We start from the raw sequence: 17,116 nt of genomic DNA, 5'->3' as shown, positions 1-17,116 counted from the left end.
ATAATTCATGGAAGATCCGGTGCGACCGACCACTTCGACCCTGATCCACCTTGGGCTACACGACCTGGACAAGGCCCGGGTTCGGCTGGATCGGCTTGCCCGTCTGGTGGACGACCAGACTCTGGCGCAAACCCTGGTCCAAGCCCTGGGACAGCCCTGCGATCCGGACGAAGCCCTTGCGGGGCTGACACGAATTCTCGAACAGTATCCGCAGGGAGTCAGGCCGGACTTTCTTTCCGGTTCCCCACGGGAAAACCAAGAGGCCGCCCAGTCGCTGATCAGAGTGCTGGGGGCCTCGGAGGCCATGGGCCGACTGATGCGCTCGCGGCCGGAGTTGGTAGAGGCGGCTGCCCTGGATCCGGATCACTTGGCTGACTGTCCGGCGGAAACCAGACAGAAGCGGGTCCTTGACGCCTTGGATAAGGTGGAAGCAAAATCGGACTCCGTGCCCTCGCTGGCGGCCTACGCCGATGCGCTGCGGTTCGAATACCGGCTGCAGCTGGCTGCAGTCATGGCCCGGGACCTGGCAGCCAAGAATCCTCTGGAGCTGGAGCCAGCAATCAGCCGGGCCCTGTCCGACATGGCCGATGCTGCGCTTCAAGGGGCTCTGAGCATCGCCCGCCGTCAGGTTTCCGATGCGGATTCATGTCGTCTGGCGGTCATCGGCATGGGCAAGCTGGGCGCCCAGGAACTCAACTACGTGTCCGATGTGGATCTCATGTACGTGGTGGAGCCGGCCTCGGGGACGGACACCAGTCAGTCCGATCTCATCGCCGTGGGCACTGCCATGGCCGTCCTCCTGCAGCGGGTCTGCCAGTCGGTCATCCCCGGTTCGACCGAGCCGCCGCTCTGGAAGGTTGATACCGCCCTTAGGCCCGAGGGACGTGACGGCCCGCTGGTCCGTCGCCTGGCCTCCTATGCTGACTACTATGCCCAATGGGCCGAGAATTGGGAGTTCCAGGCCCTGCTCAAGGCCCGTCCGGTTGCGGGCGACAAGGCCCTGGGACAGGACTACTCTGCCATGATCGAGCCCCTGGTCTGGGGTGCCTGCCAGCGACCCAACTTCGTCTACGACTGCCAGCGGATGCGCCAGCGGGTGGAGAGGTTGATACCTGAGAACCGCAAGGAGCGGGAGATCAAGCTTGGCCAGGGCGGACTGCGGGATGTTGAATTCACCGTCCAGATGCTCCAGCTGGTCCACGGCTCCAGCGACGACGATCTGCGTTGTCCGGCCACCCTGGATGCCCTGCAGGCCCTGTCCCGTGGCGGCTACATTTCGCGCAAGCACGGCGACCAGCTGGACCATGACTATCGGTTCGAACGGGTCATGGAACATCGTCTGCAGATGTGGCAGCTGCGCCGCACCCACCTCTTCCCGAAAATCAACCGTTCAGGCACCCCCGGCAAACGGCCGCCCAGTCTGGAGGAGCTGGAGAACAACCGCGATCTGCGGCGGCTGGCCCGTGCCTTCGGACTGCATGCCGACCAGATGCTGGCCCGATACCAGGCCACCAGAATCGAGGTTCGCAACCTTCACCAGGCCATCTACTTCCGTCCCATGCTGCCCATCAACGCCCAGGTGGACGAGGACGAGGTCAGCCTGCGCCCCCAGGCGGCCCGCGCCAGGTTCGCCTCCATCGGCTTTGCCGACCCCGATGCAGCCATCCGCCACGTCACGGCACTGACCACAGGGGTCACTCGGTCGGCGAGGATCAACCGTATTCTCATGCCCGCCGTCCTCCAATGGCTGGGGGAGGGGCAGGATCCGGACATGGGTCTTCTGGGCTGGCGAACCCTTGAGGAGCACTTCGGCGGCAAGAGCACCTACCTGGGCTTCCTGCGGGACTCCACCTCGGCCGCCCGCCGCCTCTGCCACGTCCTGTCCAACTCCCGCTATCTGTCCGGCGCCCTGGCCAGGTCCGTTCAGTCGGTGACCTGGCTGGGCCATGACCGGGACATGATCCCCCGCGAACGGGCCACCCTGGACAAGCGCGCTGCTGCCTATCGAACCCGGCACGCGGACTCACTGGAGGAGTTCGCCACCGCTGTGCGGGCCATGCGCCGACAGGAGATAGAGAGGATCGGGCTGGGCTGGATGAGCGGGGTGGACGATCAGCAGGCCTGCCTGGCCGGGATGTCGGATGTCTACGATGCCGCCATCGATGCCGCCCTGGACTGGGCCGTGGATCACCGTCTGGAACAGACTAGTGCGCCGGCAGAAATGGCCCTCATCGCCATGGGGCGCTACGGTGGCAGGGAGGTCAACTTCAACTCGGATGCCGACATCATGCTGGTCTACCGTCCCGCATCGGGCGCCGATCAGGACCAGGCGGCCGAATTCGCACGTGGAGTGACCGCCGACCTGCGGGCCGTCCTGACTGGACGGGCCAGTCTGGAGCCCGGCATCGATCTGGACTTCGACCTGCGCCCCGAAGGACGCCAGGGGCCTTTGGTGCGTTCCTTGGACTCCTACCAGCGCTACTACCGCGACTGGTCAGATACCTGGGAACATCAGGCACTGATCCGGGCCAGATTTGCGGCCGGGAATGCCGGCTTGGCCGAGGACTTCCTGGAGGGCATAGCCAATCCGCTTCGCTACCCCGAGCAGCAGCCCAATGAGGAGGAGCTGGGGCAGATCCGCCGTCTCAAGGCCAGGATGGAGGCGGAGCGGCTGCCGCGCGGGGTGCGTCGGGACCGGCATCTGAAGCTGGGCAGGGGAGGGCTGTCTGACGTGGAGTGGACGGTTCAGCTCCTCCAGCTGCGCTACGCCCACAATCTGCCTGATCTGCAGGTCACCGGCACGCTGACTGCCCTGGACGCCCTGGAGGCTGCGGGACTCATAGAGACCAAGGATGCCGAGGCCCTGCGCCGCAGCTGGGTGCTCTGCACCGCAGCCCGCAACGCCAACTTCCTCTGGTCCGGACGCGTCTCCCAGGCGGACATCCTGCCGGACGACGGTCAGGTTCTGGGAGGCATCGCGGTCTGTCTGGGCTACCCGGCCCACCGGGGCCAGCACTTCGTCAACGAGCTGCTGGCGGCCATGCGCCGCTGCAGGCAGGTCATGGAACGGCTCTTCTACGGAGGCTGACCCCGGGTCCATCCGGCGTCGTATGCTTGTTCAGGTCACATAAGGTGGCCACCTTGAGGAAGGTGAGCCGTTGTCCCAACAAGTTGATCACGCATCCAAAACCTCTTCCGACGTCGTTCCTCTTCGTGGGCGAAGTGTGGTAACCCTCGACGACATTCCCATGACCCAGATCCTGGACCTTCTGGATCGGGCGGCCTACATCGACACCCATCGCCGTCAGGTGGCCCACACCTGCGACGGCCGGGTCCTGGCCACGCTCTTCTATGAACCCAGCACCCGCACCCGGCTCAGCTTCGAGACCGCCATGCTCCGTCTGGGCGGCCAGGTCATCGGATTCGCCGGCGCACAGCTGGCCAGCGTCTCCAAGGGGGAGTCCATCAGCGACACCCTGAAGACCGTCTCCAACTATGCCGACATCGTGGCCATCCGCCACCCCAAGGAGGGTGCCGCCCTGGTGGCCTCCCAGGCAGCCACGGTCCCGGTCATCAACGCCGGCGACGGCGGACACATGCACCCGACCCAGACCCTCACCGACCTGGCCACCATCCGCGCCCGCAAGGGTCGGCTGAACCACCTGATCATCGGCCTGTGCGGGGATCTGACCTTCGGTCGCACCGTCCACTCCCTGATCGCCACCCTCTGCCGCCTGGGCCACGTGGATTTCGTCCTGATCAGCCCCGACGAGCTGCGCACCCCCGAATACGTCCTGGAGAGGATCCGCTCCTCGGCCGACTGCACCTACCGGGAGACCGGGGACCTGAACGGGGTTATCGGCGACTTGGACGTGCTTTACATGACCCGTGTCCAGCAGGAGCGCTTCTTCAACGAGGACGACTACCTGCGCCTGCGCGACACCTACATTCTGAATGCCGACAAGCTTCGGGCTGCGCGATCCGACATGGCCATCCTCCACCCCCTGCCCAGGGTCAACGAAATCGCCGTGGAGGTGGACGATGATCCGCGTGCGGCATACTTCCAGCAGGTCCGCAACGGCATGCTGGTCAGAATGGCCCTGGAAAGCGCCCTGCTGGGTGACGAGCTGCCTGGTTACCGCGAGCAGAAGGAGGTGGCGGCATGAAGGTCACCAGCATCGTTGACGGCATCATCATCGACCACGTTCGTGCAGGCACAGCCCTGAAGGTGCTGCACTACCTGCGCGTGGATCCGGCGAAGACCCGGCTGGCCCTCATCATGAATACGGACAGCCGCAAGTACGGGTCCAAGGACATCATCAAGATCGAGCAGACCGGGGATCTGGACCTGACCGCCCTGGGGTTCATCGCCCCCGAGGCTACGGTGGACGTGGTTCGGGATGGCAGGATCGTCAGCAAGCATCAGCCGGACCGCCCCAGTCATCTGGTGAACGTCATCACCTGCGTCAACCCCCGGTGCGTGACCACTGTGGAGACCGGCGTTGACCAACGCTTCCACTTGGACGCTGCCGGGGTTTACCGCTGCGACTACTGCGACGAGAAGGCTGAAGACTGACATGCGGCTGCTGGGGTTGACTGATTGGCGTAGCGGCAGGGCGGTCGATCTGGTACTTCCCCAGGCCGCCAATGGTGCGCTGATTGACGAGACCGGTGCCATGTCGGCAGAGGTGGATCAGATAGACGCCTCGGGGCTGGTGCTGGCTCCCGCCCTGATCGACCCCCACGTCCATCTGCGGGACCCTGGCCAGACCGACAAGGAGGACATGGTCACCGGCACAGCTGCCGCAGCCGCCGGAGGCTACGGGCTGATACTGCTCATGCCCAACACCCAGCCAGCCATGGACGGACGCGCCAGGATGGCCGACGGGCGCACGGTCATTGACTACCTGGAATCCTACGAGCAGGACCACGGGCTGAGACTGCCGGTGGGCTATGCCCTCTGCGTGGCGGCCACCCTGGATCGGGCTGGCCGTCAGGCCTCGAACCCTGACGACTGGTCGGGCCACCTGCCTGGCCACGGATGGGCACACCCCGTAGTGGCCATCAGCGACGACGGCTCGGCCGTCACCGATCAGACACTGGAGGCCGTGGCCGCCAACGCAAGGGCTTTCGACGTGCCCATCCTGGATCACTGCGAACACCACGAGCACGGTCAGGTCAACCTTGGAGCCGTCAGCCGCCGACTGGGGTTGGAGGGGATTCCAGCCTCGACCGAGACCGCCATCATCAATCGGGACATCGTCTTGGCGGAACGTACCGGCATCCGGGTGCACCTGCAGCATGTCAGCACCGCCGGGGGATTCGAGGCCGTCCGCCGGGCCAAGGGCCGTGGATTACCGGTCACCTGCGAGACCGCGCCCCACTATCTGGCCCTCTGCGACGAGGACCTGCTGCGCTGCGGCAGCATGGCCAAGATGAACCCTCCGCTGCGCTCCCGCGCCGACCAGCAGGCAGCCCTTGAGGCCGTGGCCGACGGCACTGTGGACATGATTGCCACCGACCACGCCCCACATACTGCTGCTGAAAAGGCGCTGGGGCTCAAGGATGCCCCCAACGGCATCATCGGCCTGGAGACTGCATATGCGGTCTGCAACCAGGTTCTGGTCAAAAGCGGGCTCATCAGCCATGACCGCTTGATCGAGCTCATGTCCCTGGCTCCGGCCGGGCTCATGGGCGTGCATCGGCTCCTGCCTGAAGACCTGCCTTCGAACACTGCCAACAAGGTCAATAAGGCCGACACCGGTCCCCTTCAACTGGAGGCCGACAAGCCCAGCGAGACCGGCCAGCCGCCCGTTGACTTGGTCATCCTGGACCCTGAGGCCAAGTGGAAGGTTGATCCCAGCCGTTTCCACTCCAAGGCGAGGAACACCCCCTTCGCAGGGGCGGAACTGGCCGGACGGGTCATGGCCACCATCAAGGATGGGCGTCTGGTCTTCTCCCGCCTGCCCGCAAGCCGCCTCATCCCCAGGGAAAGGATCTGAGCATGGACCGACTGACCGCGCTCATTCAGGACAAGCAAAATCCGACTGTGGTCGGCCTGGATCCACGACCGGAACTGCTGCCCGGCCAGCTGATCGAACAGGCCAGACAACGTGCCGCTGGGAGCATGGCCCAGATGGGTCTGGACCCCAAGGATCCGCAACAGACCCAGGGTGAGCAGGCCCAGGCTGTCTGGGCGGACCACCTGGCCCGGGCCTATCTGCGCTTCAACCTGGCCATCCTGGAGGGCGTGGCCGACCTGGTGCCTGCAGTCAAGCCTCAGATCGCCATGTACGAGGCCCTGGGAGCCTGGGGCATCAGGGCCTACACCGGCACCTGCCGGGCCGCAGCCGACCGCGGCCTCTACGTCATCGGGGATGTCAAGCGCGGGGACATCGGCTCAACAGCCGAGGCCTATGCCGCCCATCTGGACGGGCTTCCCCTGCCCTTCAATCCAGGACAGACAGTGGATGGGCCGACCCGGGCAGGGGGAAGGTTCCCCTGGTATGAGGATGCCCTGACCATCAATATCTACCTGGGCTCCGACGGGGTGGAGCCCCTCCTGCAGGCGGCCGAGCACATCCAGGGTGACCTCTTCGCCCTGGTGCGCACCTCCAACCCTTCGGGCAGTCAGATCCAGGAGCTGGGTCTGGACACTCACTCGGGCGGTGGCACCATCTATCAACGCCTGGGCGACCTGGTCGAATCCTGGGGGCAGCCCTCCATCGGCGAATCGGGCTACTCCAGGCTTGGGGCTGTGGTCGGCGCCACCCACCCTGAGGACGGCGCACTGCTGCGCCGGGCCATGCCCCACACCTTCTTCCTGGTCCCCGGCTACGGAGCCCAGGGTGGTTCGGCGGCCGACGTGGCGCCCATGTTCGACCGGTCCGGCGGCGGCGCTGTGGTCAACTCCTCACGGGGGATCATCGCAGCCTGGCGGAAGGATCCGGACTACAGCCCGCAGCTGAGCGTCCAGGCGGCCCTGGGTATGGTCACCCGCGATGCCCGCCGGGCCGCAGAGGCCATGAAGGACGATCTCAATCAGGCGATCAAGGAGGCCCGATGAAACCCAACCTCTTCATATCCACCAGCCGGGTGGAGGAGCAGGCCCGACAGGCGGGTCGGATGCCCGGACGCCGCACGGCCCAGGTCACTGGTATGGAGCCCCTGGACCGGCAGGTCTGGCGGATGACCATCTGCGACCCCTACCTGGCGGCCCACGCTCCGGCAGGAACCTTCATCAACCTCTACTCGTCTGACCGCATGACCATGATGCCCAGACCCTTCGGCATCAGCCGGGTTCTGGAGGGCGAGCAGATTGAGATCATCTTCGCCGTGGTGGGCCAAGGGACCTACGAATTCTCCCGACTGCAGCCAGGCATGGCTGTGGACCTGTTGGGGCCCCTTGGTCATGGCTTCGACCTGGAGAAGCCGGCCCACTATCTGCTGGTGGGTGGTGGTCTGGGCGTCCCCCCGCTGATCCGCGCAGCCCAGTGCCTGCAAGGCCGGTCCGATGTGCACACCACCGCCCTGCTGGGCTACCGTGACCACCGGTTTGCCGATGCCATCATGGGTTCGCTGACCGACCGGCTGGAGTCCATCGACAATGCCTCCGGGGATGTCATAACCCTCTTGGACCGTGTTCGCGGCGACATCGATCCCGAGCGGACCATCATCCTGACCTGCGGACCTCTGCCCATGATGCGGGCCGTGGCCGCCTGGGCCCGCAAGACAGGTCTGCCGGCCCAGTGTTGCATGGAGTCCCGGATGGGTTGTGGCTACGGCACCTGCGTGGCCTGTGTGGTCGACACCGTGGACGGCAGGCTCAAGGTCTGCAAGGACGGCCCGGTCTTCGCCGCCGACCGTCTGATCTGGGATGCAGACGAGGACAAGAAGGAGACACGATGAGCGGGCTGACAATCATGGATCCTCTGGAGCCACACGTCTGGCGGCATGGCACTATTGTGGCCGGCACGCCCTGGAAGAACCCGGTGGGCACGGCCTCGGGCACCTTCAACCTGGATGCCTGCGGGGATTATTATGATGTCTCCCAGATGGGCGCCATCTCCACCAAGGGGGTTTCACCGGTTCCCTGGGAAGGCAACCCCACGCCCAGGACCGCCGAGAGCCCAGCCGGCATGGTCAATTCCGTGGGCCTGCAGAACCCGGGCGTAGACCATTACCTGGTGGACGAGCTGCCCAGACTCAAGGCCCTTGGAGCCAACGTGGTCACCAATGTGGCCGGTCACAGCGACGAGGACTATGCCACCGTCGTGGAACGCTTGGCCGACTCCCCGGCGGACATGTTGGAGATCAACGTCTCCTGCCCAAACGTCTCACATGGGGGGATGTCCGTGGGCACTGACGCCAAGGCCCTCAACCGGCTGATTACCCGCCTTCGGGCTCTGACCGACAAGCCCATGGTGGTCAAGCTGACCCCCAACGTCACCGACATCGTAGAGGTGGCCCGAGCGGCCGTCGATGGGGGAGCGGATGCCCTCAGCCTGATTAACACCCTGGTAGGCATGCGCATCGACATTACTACAGGCAAACCCATCCTGGCCCAAGGCACCGGCGGTGTCTCAGGCCCCTGCATCCTGCCCATTGCCTTGTCCTTCGTCTGGCGGGTGCGCCAGGCACTGCCCGACATTCCCATCATCGGCATCGGGGGCATCGACTCGGGACGCACGGCCTTGGAATTCCTTTATGCGGGGGCCAATGCCGTGGAGGTGGGGGCTGCGGCCCTGGTGGATCCTGTGGCTCCCATGCGGGTGGCTCGGGAACTGGACGATCTGTTGGACGAGCGGCCCGATCTGGCCGATTTGCTCAAGAAAGGGGAATGCTGGCGATGAGTGCATCCGCAGCAGAAGACAAGGCCAACCATGACGGGGATGCCCAGGAGCAGACCCTCCGCATCCAGGAGGGCTTCACCAGCTTCCTGCTCCAGAGCGGAGCGCTCAAGTTCGGTGACTTCACCCTGAAGTCGGGGCGGCGCTCGCCTTACTTCATCAATGCCGGGGCTTTCAACGACGGACGGCTGATTGCCTTGCTGGGGGAGTTCTACGCCCGGACCATTGTTCAGGCCGTGAAGCAGGGGACCCTTCCCGCCGACATCGACACGGTTTTCGGCCCAGCCTACAAGGGGATTCCCCTGGCCGTCTCCACAGCCATAGCACTGAGCGGGGCACACGGAATGCCGGTCGGCTATACCTTTGACCGCAAGGAGGTCAAGGACCATGGCGACGGAGGCCTTATGGTCGGCACGCAGCTCAAGGACGGCATGAGGGTGCTGCTGGTGGATGACGTCATGACCGCCGGAACCGCGGTTCGCCAGGTGGTGCCCAAGATCATGTCCCAGGCCAAGGTCACCATCGTCGGCCTGGTGCTCTCTGTAGACCGGATGGAGCGCACCGGTCAAGGCCAGGGCTCGGCTGTGGAGTCAATCATGGACGAGTTCCATTTCCCGGTCATCAGCATCGTCAACGTCCGCCAGATCTTCGATGCTGCTGCCTCCATGAAGGGCCCGGACGGGTCACCCATTCTGGACCAGCGCACGGCAGATGCCGCCAGGGACTATCTGGAGCGCTACGGGGCCTGAGCAAAGGACCGTCTTATATCAACATGCGAATTGTGCATTCGTACCACATTGACGCACCTTCTTCGGATGGTCATTCTGCCGGATGACCCTCGTGTAGATTAATAAAGGTCCGACGGGCAGGCCGGCGGATCATCATCGCAAGGAAGGCCATGGATCATGACGAAACCGCAGGAGCAGAACGGTCATGAGGAACCGGACCAGACTAGGGACGATGCAGTGGATTCGGTGAAGCCTACCGCTTCGGCCACAGCAGCTGACGCAGTGAACCCTTCAGCTGTGGCTGAATCTGCTGATAGTCATATTGCGACTGAGGATGAACCGGCAGAGGCAGGCCAGCCCCAGGAGAGCGAGTCTGAAGAAAGTGCGTCTGCACAGCGCTTGCGGAGGTTTCCGCTGATACTGGTGGCGGTGGCTCTTGTGCTGGTGCTTGCGGCAGGCATATACATGCTATGGGCAGAACATTCTGGAGTCGGCCAGTCTGCCCAAAAGCCCTCCTCAGGAGCATCGACCGCGCAAGTCGGTCAGGCTCCCAGCGGAGACGCCACGGCCTATAAGGATCTGCAAGAGGTCGCCGTCAAGCCTTCGGTGGCCGACGACCAAGGAGGGCTGACCGTTTCAGCCAAAGGGGTCGGCAGCAAGAAGAAGGTTGCCGATGCGCCCACCCTTGAGATCTTCATGGACCCCATGTGCCCCTGGTGTGGCAAGGTGGGCCGGGTCATCGATCCGCAGCTGCAGCGCATGATCAGCGCCGGCCAGATCAACGTCACCTACAACTTTTTGAACTTCCTGGATTCAGCCTCAAGCGACGAGTACTCCAGTCGCGTGGACAACGCCCTGGCTATGGTGGCCCAGGAGGACCCGGATCATCTGCCGGCCTTCGCCGCTGCCATTTTTGCCACCGACTTCCAGCCTGATGAAAGCTCCTATCAGGCCGTCTCCGACGCGCGCCTGGCCGACCAGGCCGTGGGAGCTGGAGTGCCCAGGTCCTTGGCAGACCGTTTCGCCCAGGGCACCTACAGGCCATGGGTGGACAAGGTCAACGACTACGCCATCACCCGGAAGGATGCCAAGGACGCCAAGGGCGAGTTCTCAACACCCACCATCATGATCAACGGCAAGGTCTGGGATTTGACCGCAGCGGCAAAGAGCCAGGGAGGGCTGGAACATCTGGACCAAGCCCTGCTCAAGGCCCTGGGGCTCAAATCGCAGGATGTGGGTCATCAAGGAAAGATGCCATCCATCGGAGCCCAAGGAAAAGCGCTGAAAGTACAGTGACCGGTTGCTTGTTTTGCTGCTACTCGCCTGACTCCTGTTCAATCAGCGAGTATCCGTGGTTGGACACCACCTGGCGCAGCTTGTCCAAGTAGAGTTCGGCAGCGTGGGACAGTTTGGTCCGGCTGTTGACGATCCAACCCACCAGCATGGATTCATCTGATTCCAAGGGGACGCTGACGATCTTCTCGTTGTTCAGATCCTCGTTGTCGATGCCTGTGCAGACCGTGTAGGCGTTCAGCCCCACGATGAAGTTGAGCATGGTGGCCCGGTCGCTCACAGTGATCTGCTTGGGGGAGTAGTCGGGCCAGACCGCCTCCTCGGCAAAGTAGAAGGAGCCTTCTTCGCCCTGCTCATATTGCAGGAAGGGATAGGGTTCCAGGTCTTTCATGGTCACCATGGCCCGATCTGCCAGGGGGTTGGTCCGGGCGATGAAGACATGCAGGTCCGCGCGGAAAAGAGGGTGGAAGTCCAGGTGCTTCTCGCGGAGCATCTTGGAAAGGACCCGTTTGTTGAAGTCGGACTCGTAGATGATGCCAATCTCCGACTGGAGGGTGGCCACCTGGTCGATGATGTCCCTGGTGCGCGTCTCCCGTATGGTGAATTCGTACTCGTCCGAATCGATGGAGTTGATCATCTCCACGAACGCTTCGACTGCGAACATGTAGTGCTGGGTGGAGACCCGGCAGAGCTGCTTGCGGGGCCTGACCTGCCGGTAGCGGGCCTCCAGCAGGTCGGTCTGGTCCAGAATCTGCCGGGCGTAGGTCAGGAATTCCGCCCCGTCCACGGTCAGAGCAATCCCCTGCGAATGGCGGGTGAAGATCTCGATGCCCAGCTCGTTCTCCAGCTCCTTGACCGATGAACTCAGGGCCGGCTGGGAGATGTAGAGCTCATGCGAGGCCTCGTTCATGGAGCCGCATTCGACAATTTTGACGATGTAGCGCAGTTGGAGCAGTGTCATATAAGCCAATCTATACCCAAGGCCCTATCGGCCCAGGGCCACGGTTTCCGCCATGCCCTGGTTTGCGGCCTCCTGATCCAGATAGCGACCCGGTCCCTGGACCTGGGGGTTGCCGTCTCCATCGGTCTCGAAGCTGTAGACCATGGGCACGCCGGTGGGTACATTGATGGATCGGATGTCCTTGTCGTCTACGCCCTCAAGGACCTTGATCAGGCTGCGGACCACGGAACCGTGGGTGACGATGAGCACAGTCCGACCCTGGGCCAGGTTGGGGGCTATCCGGCTGCGCCAGTAGGGATGCAGGCGAATCAGCAGGTCCTTGAGGCACTCGGCACGGATCTCGGCCGGATTCTGGCTGTCCAACTCGTCGCCCATGGCCGGGGCATAGCGCGGATCCCGTCCCTGAAAGTAGGGTGAATCGGTTGCGATGGCAGGCGGCCGAACATCGTAGGAACGCCGGTAGATATTGAATTGCTGCTGGCCGTATCGTTCCAGCATGGCCGGTCGCGTCTGTCCCTGGAAGGCGCCATAGTGGCGTTCGTTCAACCTCCATGTGCGCTCCACCGGAATCCAGGCCCGATCGACAAGGTCCAGGACAGTGTTGGCGGTGATGATGCTCCGCGTCAGCAGGGAGGTGAAGACCAGTTCAGGCAGCAAGCCTGATTTCTTGAGCAGCTGTCCGGCATGGCGGGCCTGTTGCAGTCCGCGTTCCGTCAGGGGTACGTCCACCCAACCGGCGAAACGGTTGACCGACTTCTGAGTCCAGACGCTCTCTCCGTGACGCATGACGATGAGCTGCGCGGTCATCGAATCAACTCCTTTTCCAACCACATGCTTAGAACCAAAGTGAGCTGTTTTCGAAGAATTGAGAGGCATCGTCTCCGTCTTGGATGGATTGGTCGATCTGTTCAGCAGCCCCTTCGGCTCTGGACATGACCAGTCCTATGGCCCTGGGTAGGGCATCGGCCACCTGCCCGGCGCGGATTGGCTGTCCCATGTGCCCAGCAACGACCCCCTGACCCTCTGGCTGGTTGTCCTCGGCAACCAGATCCGCAAAGTCCTGAGGCTTGCGGGGGTCGAAGATCAGCGGTTGCTCCCAGCCGGTCTGCCTGCCGCCGCTGGCCAGAGAACCTGCCAGTCCGTGCAGGAAGGCCGCGGCAGCCGTTAGATCCACCATCAGTGTGGCATCATCCTGGATCGGTCCGGCGTTCTGGGCCAGCATGGCCCCGATGGTTCCGGAGAGCACGTCCCCTGATCCGGCTGTGGACAGCCAGGCTGGGCCGAAACCGGTGGTCATGACTCGAGGGCGGTCGGTGCCGTCCTCGCCGACGACCAGCGTGATGGCCCCCTTGAGCAGAATGGTGGCCCCGGTCAGTTGGCAGGCGCGGACAGCCCAGCGCAAGGGTTCGGCCATGACCTGGTCGCCGTCCACGTTCTCGCCATGCGAGTTGAGCAGGGCGGCCATCTCGCCGGCATGCGGGGTCAGCACGGTACGCGGGCCCAGTCGGTCCGGCAGCAGATCCAGGGCTCCTGCATCGGCCACCACCGGCGGGTCGGCCGCTGCATCGTCCTCGTCCAGGTCCGCGGCCTGACGATTGAGTATGTCGGCAATCAGGTCCCGCTGGCCGTCCTGGCCTTCAGGTCCGGCGGCCTCCTGGGCCTGCCGGGTGGGCACGCCCGAGCCCAGCACCCAGGACTCGACCCGCCCACGGCCCAGGACCGTTTCGGGCAGCTCCTGCAGGATCAGGTTGCCCACCTGTTCGGGGCCACAGTAACGGATCATGCCCACATTGCCGCTGGCCGCAGCCCTGCTGGAGAGCAGCCCGGCTCCATGGTAGAGGGCGGATCCGGTGACCAGGCCGACCACGCCCCGGCTGTACTTGGTGTCATCGACCCGGGGCGCCCGCAGGAGACCGGCGCAGTCCTCGGCGTTCATGCAGGAGACGCTGGGGACCAGGGCCGAGGTATCGAAGCCGAAGTCCACCAGGACGATTCTGCCGCAGACGTAGGCGGACGGGGGCAGCATCAGGCAGGGCTTCATGGCCCCCATGGTCACGGTCACATCAGCCGGGATGTAGGCCCCGGGCAGGGTGCCTTCATCAATGTCCACGCCGGAGGGGGTATCTACAGCCAACACCAGGGGGCCATCCTGTCCGGCGGGGTCGTGCCAGGCTGGTCTGTCGGGCAGACCGCTCTCCATGCCCAGTTCTGCGGCCAGAGCTGCGGGAATGCCGCGCAATGCACCCTTGAGACCGATACCCGTCATGGCGTCGATGATCAAATCCGCCTGTCGGCACAGCTCCAGGGCCTGGTCCAGCTCCTCGGAAGCCTGGTCCGGTCCTACTGGTGCCTCGCAGCCCTGGATGGCTGCCTGGGGATCCAGGGCAGTGACCACTCCGCCGGCGCGCAGGAGGGCATCCAACCCGCCCTGGTGCAGGCTGCGCCCGGTCGCCACCACAGTCACATCGGCTCCATGCCCGGCCAGATCAGCCGAGGCATAGAGCCCATCGCCGCCATTGTTGCCGGCCCCTGCCAGCAGGACGATCCTGGCTCCTGCCGGCTCCAGCCCGGCCTGGGTCAGCATGACGTCGGCCACGGAGGCCAGGGATCCGGCGGCAATGCGCATCAGGGGCACCCCGTCATCCAAAAACGGCTGCTCCAGGGATCGGATCATGTCGGCGGTATAGGCGCTGGTGGCCAGGGTCCGCCGGGCTTCGCGGCGTTCATCTGATGACGGCTTCATGGCATCACACCCCTCATTCAAAAGGTCCACGTGCGGCGGCGGCAGGGCCGGCCACGTGCTGGCTCCACTCTATCCGATGGCCTTGTCCTGCAAGCGTTATAAGGTCTGCCTATTTACGAGGGCAGGAAAGGAAATCATGCAGGGATTCGCGATGCCGAATCAAGGCCAGATTATGGCAGTGGTCCTGACGGTGGTGCTCTGTGGCCTGATCGGCTTCGAGCGCGAGTTCCTCAAACACGACGCTGGCATCCGCACCCACATTCTGGTGGGCCTGGGCAGCTGCCTGTTCACCATGGTCTCCCTCTACGGCATCCAGGCCGCTGTAGGAAACTATTCCTGGGATGCCTCGCGAATCGCGGCCGGGGTGGCCTCGGGCATCGGCTTCATCGGTGCCGGAGTCATCTTCTTCAACCATGATTCGGTCAAGGGTCTGACCACGGCCAGCGCCATCTGGGTGGCCGCCGCCGTGGGCATGGCCTGCGGGGTTCAGCTCTTCGCCATCGCCATCCTGGCCGTCGTCTTCTACTTTCTAGCTGTCCTGGTCATCGCGCCCATCCTCAAGTGGTTCCTGCGCAATCGTCAGAACACGGTCCTGCGCATCGTATATCAGGACGGACACGGCTGTCTGCGCGAATCCCTGCTGCTGGCCACCCGCATGGGCTTCGAATCCCGGGTGCTGACCATCCATGAGCTGCACCGGGATGCCTGGAAGGGCGCCGATGTCACCGTCAACCTGCTGGGCAAGGGGGACGTGACCGAGCTGGTCGAATCCATTGGGCAGACTCCAGGGGTCAAAGGGGTGGAGGTCCTGGGGGAGGACGACTGACCCGCTTTTCGCCATTGTGGCTACCTACTCTTCGGCAACCAGATCCAGGTAGTCGTCGCTCCAGAGGTCCTCATCACCGTCGGGCATGAGCAGCACCCGCTCGGGGTTGAGCGCCTTGACGGCCCCCTCGTCGTGGGTGACCAGCACGATGGCCCCCTCGTACTTGGCGATGGCCTTGAGTATCTCGTCGCGGGAAGCGGGGTCCAGGTTGTTGGTGGGCTCGTCCAGCAGCAGGACGTTGGCCCGGCTGGTCACCAGGGTGGCCAGGGCCAGTCGGGTCTTCTCGCCGCCCGAAAGCACCTTGGTGGGCTTCATGGCGTCGTCCCCCGAGAAGAGGAAGGAGCCCAGGATGGTCCGCGCCTGGGTGTTGTCCAGGTCAGGGGCCACATGCTGCAGGTTCTCCAGAACGGTGACGTCGTTATCCAGTGTGTCATGTTCCTGGGCGAAGTAGCCGATCTTGGCCCCGTGCCCCAGGGTCACCTTGCCCGTGTCGGGCTGCTCGATGCCGGCCAGCAGGCGCAGGGTGGTGGTCTTGCCAGCGCCGTTGTATCCCAGGATGACCACCCGGGAGCCCTTGTCGATGGCCAGATTGATTCCGGCGAAGACGATGTTGGATCCGTAGGCCTTGGAAAGGTCCTCGGCCATGATGGGCGTGCGGCCGCAGGGGGCAGGATCCGGGAAGCGCAGGTCGGCCACCTTTTCGGCCTTTTCCGCCTCCTGGGTGTCGGCCAGCAGGCGCTGGGCGCGGCGCATCATGTTCTGGGCGGCCACGGCCTTGGTGGCCTTGGCGTGCAGTCGGATGCCCTGACGCATCAGACGGTCGGCCTTCTTCTCGGCCACCTCCCGTTCGCGGCGACGGCGCTCCTCGTCCACCACCCTCTGGCGCAGGTAGGCCTTCCATCCCATGGTGTACATGTCGATGCAGGAGCGCTGGGCATCCAGGTGCCAGATGCGATTGACGGTCTCGTCAAGCAGCTCGGTGGAGTGGGAGATGATCAGGAAGCCGCCCTCGAACCGGCGTAGGTAGCCCTTGAGCCACTCGATGGAGTCGGCATCCAAATGGTTGGTGGGCTCGTCCAGAATCAGGGTGTCGGCATCGGAGAAGAGGATTCTGGCCAGCTCGACCCGTCGGCGCTGACCGCCGGAGAGGGTGCCCAGTGCCTGCTGCAGGGTCTCCTGGCTCAGCCCCAGGCTCTCGCCCATGACGATGGCCTGTGATTGTGCCGCATAGCCCCCGGCGTTCTCGAAGTCCTGCTGGGCCTTGTCGTAGCGCTTCATGGCCTTTTCCATGACCTTGGGATCAGGACTGGTCATCTCGGTCTCGGCCTTGCGCATCCGCTGGATGATGGAAGCGATGTCCCTGGCGCTCATGACCCGGTCCAGGGCGCTCTGCTCGGAGTTGCCCGCATGGGTGGACTGGGGTAGGTATCCCAGCTGTCCGGTCACACGCACCTTGCCGGCCGAGGGGAGCATATCGCCGGTGATGACCCGGGTCAGTGTGGTCTTGCCTGCGCCGTTGCGGCCCACCAGGCCGATCCGGTCGCCCTTGGTCACGTGGAAGTCGGTGGCTTGCAGCAGTAGCCGGGCACCTATTCGGATCTCAAGTCCCTGCGCCTCAATAGCCATGCCGCCTCCGACCCCGCTTTCCTTATGGATTCAAAACTTGCAAGGAATCATGGTAGCAAGAAGCAAGCCCCGCCAGTGCGTCTCGGCTGA

At 64.2% G+C, this 17,116-nt stretch carries 14 protein-coding genes; 10 read left to right on the top strand and 4 right to left on the bottom strand.

Features of this window, described 5'->3' with window-relative positions:
- The first annotated feature begins 7 nt into the window (after nt 1-7).
- The 9 genes from AACP62_RS07585 to AACP62_RS07545 all read left to right on the top strand — a co-directional run bounded on the left by AACP62_RS07585 (nt 8) and on the right by AACP62_RS07545 (nt 10,873).
- Nucleotides 8-3,088 carry a bifunctional [glutamine synthetase] adenylyltransferase/[glutamine synthetase]-adenylyl-L-tyrosine phosphorylase gene (locus AACP62_RS07585; protein ID WP_339347482.1) on the top strand — a complete coding sequence of 1,027 codons (3,081 nt, stop codon included), beginning with the start codon at nt 8-10 and terminating at the stop codon, nt 3,086-3,088.
- Nucleotides 3,089-3,158: 70 nt separating this feature from the next.
- On the top strand, nt 3,159-4,166 hold the full coding sequence (gene pyrB / locus AACP62_RS07580; protein WP_339347480.1) for an aspartate carbamoyltransferase: 1,008 nt from the start codon (nt 3,159-3,161) through the stop codon (nt 4,164-4,166).
- Complete coding sequence (locus tag AACP62_RS07575; RefSeq protein ID WP_154313513.1) at nt 4,163-4,576, top strand: aspartate carbamoyltransferase regulatory subunit; 414 nt, start codon at nt 4,163-4,165, stop codon at nt 4,574-4,576. Before pyrB ends, AACP62_RS07575 begins: the two co-directional genes overlap by 4 nt.
- Nucleotide 4,577: 1 nt before the next feature.
- On the top strand, nt 4,578-6,002 hold the full coding sequence (locus tag AACP62_RS07570; RefSeq protein WP_154313512.1) for a dihydroorotase: 1,425 nt from the start codon (nt 4,578-4,580) through the stop codon (nt 6,000-6,002).
- Nucleotides 6,003-6,004: 2 nt separating this feature from the next.
- Entirely contained in the window at nt 6,005-7,066 is a 1,062-nt protein-coding gene (gene pyrF / locus AACP62_RS07565) for an orotidine-5'-phosphate decarboxylase (RefSeq protein WP_154313511.1), read from the top strand.
- On the top strand, nt 7,063-7,908 hold the full coding sequence (locus AACP62_RS07560) for an iron-sulfur cluster-binding protein (RefSeq protein WP_154313510.1): 846 nt from the start codon (nt 7,063-7,065) through the stop codon (nt 7,906-7,908). The genes pyrF and AACP62_RS07560 overlap by 4 nt, the downstream gene beginning before the upstream one ends.
- Nucleotides 7,905-8,852, top strand: coding sequence for a dihydroorotate dehydrogenase (locus AACP62_RS07555; RefSeq protein ID WP_154313509.1), 948 nt, complete (start codon nt 7,905-7,907; stop codon nt 8,850-8,852). Before AACP62_RS07560 ends, AACP62_RS07555 begins: the two co-directional genes overlap by 4 nt.
- Nucleotides 8,849-9,598: an orotate phosphoribosyltransferase gene (gene pyrE / locus AACP62_RS07550; protein WP_154313508.1), complete on the top strand. Its 750-nt coding sequence runs from the start codon at nt 8,849-8,851 to the stop codon at nt 9,596-9,598. Before AACP62_RS07555 ends, pyrE begins: the two co-directional genes overlap by 4 nt.
- Nucleotides 9,599-9,754: 156 nt before the next feature.
- Nucleotides 9,755-10,873 (top strand): DsbA family protein, encoded by a 1,119-nt coding sequence (locus AACP62_RS07545; RefSeq protein ID WP_154313507.1) that lies wholly within the window; start codon nt 9,755-9,757, stop codon nt 10,871-10,873.
- A gap of 19 nt (nt 10,874-10,892) precedes the next feature.
- Here AACP62_RS07545 and AACP62_RS07540 read toward each other — a convergent pair whose 3' ends face one another.
- The 3 genes from AACP62_RS07540 to AACP62_RS07530 are packed head-to-tail and all read right to left on the bottom strand — an operon-like array spanning nt 10,893 to nt 14,574.
- The gene (locus tag AACP62_RS07540; protein WP_154313506.1) at nt 10,893-11,831 is read right to left on the bottom strand and encodes a LysR family transcriptional regulator; all 939 of its coding nucleotides are present in this window, start codon (nt 11,829-11,831) and stop codon (nt 10,893-10,895) included.
- A gap of 24 nt (nt 11,832-11,855) precedes the next feature.
- A complete protein-coding gene (locus AACP62_RS07535; RefSeq protein WP_154313505.1) occupies nt 11,856-12,638 on the bottom strand; it encodes a 2,3-bisphosphoglycerate-dependent phosphoglycerate mutase in 783 nt (260 codons plus the stop codon).
- A gap of 28 nt (nt 12,639-12,666) precedes the next feature.
- A complete protein-coding gene (locus AACP62_RS07530) occupies nt 12,667-14,574 on the bottom strand; it encodes a bifunctional ADP-dependent NAD(P)H-hydrate dehydratase/NAD(P)H-hydrate epimerase (RefSeq protein ID WP_154313504.1) in 1,908 nt (635 codons plus the stop codon).
- Nucleotides 14,575-14,710: 136 nt separating this feature from the next.
- Between AACP62_RS07530 and AACP62_RS07525 the strand changes: the two genes are divergently transcribed.
- Complete coding sequence (locus tag AACP62_RS07525) at nt 14,711-15,400, top strand: MgtC/SapB family protein (RefSeq protein WP_015021846.1); 690 nt, start codon at nt 14,711-14,713, stop codon at nt 15,398-15,400.
- Between the two features lie 24 nt (nt 15,401-15,424).
- Here AACP62_RS07525 and AACP62_RS07520 read toward each other — a convergent pair whose 3' ends face one another.
- Nucleotides 15,425-17,026, bottom strand: coding sequence for an ABC-F family ATP-binding cassette domain-containing protein (locus tag AACP62_RS07520; RefSeq protein ID WP_029678807.1), 1,602 nt, complete (start codon nt 17,024-17,026; stop codon nt 15,425-15,427).
- Nucleotides 17,027-17,116 lie beyond the last annotated feature (90 nt).

The organism is Bifidobacterium apis (assembly GCF_036986835.1).
GTDB classification, from domain to species: Bacteria; Actinomycetota; Actinomycetes; order Actinomycetales; family Bifidobacteriaceae; genus Bombiscardovia; species Bombiscardovia apis_A.
Note: the sequence above shows the minus strand (reverse complement) of the source record. Positions and strands in the feature narration are given on the sequence as shown.